General features: G+C 60.2%; 2 protein-coding genes. Both read right to left on the reverse strand.

All coding sequences use genetic code 11. The features are described 5' to 3' along the window. Positions 1 to 134 precede the first annotated feature (134 nt). Entirely contained in the window at positions 135 to 962 is an 828-nt protein-coding gene (locus Q0J81_RS10900; protein WP_294447862.1) for a DUF1786 family protein, read from the reverse strand. 57 nt (positions 963 to 1,019) lie between these two features. Then, positions 1,020 to 3,032, reverse strand: coding sequence for a U32 family peptidase (locus tag Q0J81_RS10905; protein ID WP_294447864.1), 2,013 nt, complete (start codon positions 3,030 to 3,032; stop codon positions 1,020 to 1,022). Positions 3,033 to 3,069 lie beyond the last annotated feature (37 nt).

Consider the following 3,069-nt stretch of genomic DNA (forward strand, 5'->3'; position numbering starts at 1 on the left):
CACGCTGTTGCCGGGCACAAGCAGAGCCCATGCCGTCACCAGGGCTACCATGGCCCAGTTTCCGGGCAGAGTGACCAGATTGAGCAGAACGCAGACGCCGAGCGCAAGCAGAAAAAGCGCAGTGAAAAAAACGCTCATGAGCTTTTCCTGAGACTGAGCCCGTAAAGAAGGCCGACGGATCGGTCGAAACGGTCGTCGCCGCAGACGGACGAGAGTCTGCCGCAGCCCTTCAACGTTTCGCGGCATGGGCCTAGAATCCACGTGGGACGGAAGCCTTCCGCTTCGGCGGGAAAAGCGCCGCAGATGCAGCCGTGTCCGCCTCTTGCCCGAACCTGTTCGTCGGGGAGCCAGTTGAGGCGCATTTCATCCAGATCCTTCAAAAGTTCCTCTCGGGAGATGTCGCTGTGCTGTTCATAGAGCCCCAGCAGTCTTTCCTGATAGATCATGAATGCCTGCACGTGACGGTGACCTGCCCAGATAACGGTGATGCCTTCACTCCAGGATCTTTGGCGAAGAGGTTCCATGCTCAGGGCAGCCAGAACGGAGGCCATGCCGCTGTCCGTCCCGAGTGTGGGCCCGAAGGTCGCTTCCGCCTGTTCAAGCAGGGGCTCGATCTCCCATCCGGGCATTTTCTGCTGAAGAAAGTATTCCGGCCGGCCTTCCGTCTTGATAAGCAGATCTTTCCAGCGGCGGATGCGCGCGGAACATCTTTCGGTCCTGTCTTTTTCTGGATTGTCGGCCCGCATTCCGGAAATCAGCGTAAGTTCGGGAGCGGGGAGTCCTGAGCTTTTTAAAAAGTTCCGGGCCTCTTCCACGGGCGAGTCTGGAGAAAGCCCGGTTTTGGGCCAGCGGGAAAAATCCGTGCCCGGCAGGGCCAGAACCGCTGCCGTGGACAGGCTGCCGTTGTCGAGTAGCAAGGTCGGGCATGAAGGCTCGAATCCTGCCGTGATGGTGTCCAGCATATTCTTGTCCGTTCACAGAAAAAAGGTACGGGGAGCGGACTCCCCGTACGTTGCGGCTTAAAGAAGCGAGCCGTTCCAGTTGAAGTCACTGGTGCGGCGCGTCGGAGGCAGGTTCGGAGGAAGGTTCTCATCCAGCCTGGCGAAGAAGGCATATCCTGCGGCTTCCAGTTCCTGTCTGTGCGCGGAAAGATCCAGGGGCCATGCAGGGTACATCCACAGGTTGTGGCCGTAGTTGCGCGCCCAGAAGGCTTCGCCCTTGGGGCTGAAAAATGCCTCGTTGGCCTTGACCTGATTCATGCCGTGACGAGAGATGCCCACGGGCCAGTAACCCGAAAGCACCATGCCGAGCGGCAGGCAGCACTGACGGGGCAGAGCAAGGTAATCTTCTCCCGACATCTCCGGGCTCACGAAGGCGCCTTCAAAACCCATCCTGGCAAGCAGCGCCACGGCTGCGGGATTGGAGATGTTGCAGAACGGACCGGCGACAAGGTGGGGCCGACGCTTTTCATCATCCATGGGGAAGAGGCCGACCTGCCATGGAGAGTTGCAGACGAAATGCCTGGAGCCGCCGCGCAGCGCTTCAATGACCAGTCTCTGCCAGAGAGCTTCCTCATCCGGCCATATGACCGGAGGAAGCCACCAGGAAATGCGGGGCATGACCGTGCGGGATACTGCGCGGACGGAATTGGCCGACATCCACAGACCGGTCATCACGGAGCGGGAACCGCGGGTTTCGCGTCCCTGAGGAAGGCTGGAGCGCACAAGGTAGTCCTGCTGACGACGGGCACGTATGGGCTTTGGCAGATGCGGCGTCCATTCCACAAGGGGACTCTCCACCGTGCGGCATTTTTCCAGCTTCTTTTCCCAGTCGTGAAGAATGTGGATGAGCTCGGGTTCCCGGCGGTCGATGAGAAAGACGGGCACGCCGGCCTTCGGCATTTTGTGCCTGGCAAGGCGCAACGTGCAGGTGCCGGCCTTGGGCGTGCGCCTTGTGACCGGAACGGTATCGTGCCAGGGCTCATCTTCATAGCCTATGCGCAGAAGATCCTTGGGCAGCAGCTCTATTCTCGGCTTGATGAAAGGCCAGGAAGGTACGCCGTTTTTCTTTTCAAACTGAATCTTGCCCACGAGCAGGCCGGAGCTTGTCGGCTCGTCGGGCGTGGATACGTGCGTGTCCTTCTGCGGCAGAAAACGTGCGCGGGTGACGGGACGCCCCAGAGCCATGTCGAGCAGAGCCTCGGCATCTTTTTTCGCTCCGGGCCAGTCGGGCGTTCCCAGGGCATCGAGCAGCATGCGATAGGCCGTCACCACATGATAGACGTAATGCGGTCCCTTCTTGCGCCCTTCAATCTTCAGGCTGCGGACGTGGGGAATCTCAGCCAGAGTCTTGACCAGCACGTCGATGGAAAGATCCTGACAGGAGAAGAAGCGTCCTTCGCGTCCCTTCTGTTTGTAGATTCTGCGGCAGGGCTGCACGCAGCGCCCGCGCAGGCTGCTTTTGCCGCCGAGATAACTGGACCAGTAGCAGCGGCCCGAAACGCACCAGCACAATGCCCCGTGCACGAACATCTCAAAGTCCATGCCTTCGGGAGCGGCTTCGTCCATCTGCCGTATTTCGTCGATGGAGAGTTCGCGGGGGAGCACCACGCGCTGTATGCCGAGCTTCTGCACGGCAAGAAGGTCGCGGGATACGGAAATGTTGGAAAGGGTGGAGAGATGAAGTTCGCCCTCGAAGCCGGCCTGACGGGCCACGTCGATGAGGCCTATGTCCTGGATGATGAGGCCGTGCGGCTGCGCGTCGCGCTGGAGACGCTTGATGAGTCGGCCGGCTGCGGGGATGTCGCTTGCCTTGATGAGGGAGTTGAACGCCACATAGATTTTGCGGCCGTTCTGATTGGCCAGATCCACCATGCGGGCAAGCTCGGTGGTGCTGAAGTTTTCCGCTCCGGCCCGGGCGGAGAAGTTTTTGAGGCCGAGATACGTGGCGTCCGCACCGGCGGCCATGCCTGCGAGAAAGCAGGACATGTCGCCGGCGGGAGCCAGAAGTTCAGGCAGAGAGAGCTGTGTCATGACATCCTATGTCGATGGCTGACCTCCCGTGCATTTC

The sequence above is a fragment of the uncultured Mailhella sp. genome (assembly GCF_944324575.1).
Taxonomy (GTDB): Bacteria; Desulfobacterota; Desulfovibrionia; order Desulfovibrionales; family Desulfovibrionaceae; genus Mailhella.

Bases quoted from the DNA above. Each gene is read 5' to 3' on its own strand.
- Q0J81_RS10900 (WP_294447862.1), bottom strand. From the start codon at position 962: ATGCTGGACACCATCACGGCAGGATTCGAGCCTTCATGCCCGACCTTG.
- Q0J81_RS10905 (WP_294447864.1), bottom strand. From the start codon at position 3,032: ATGACACAGCTCTCTCTGCCTGAACTTCTGGCTCCCGCCGGCGACATG.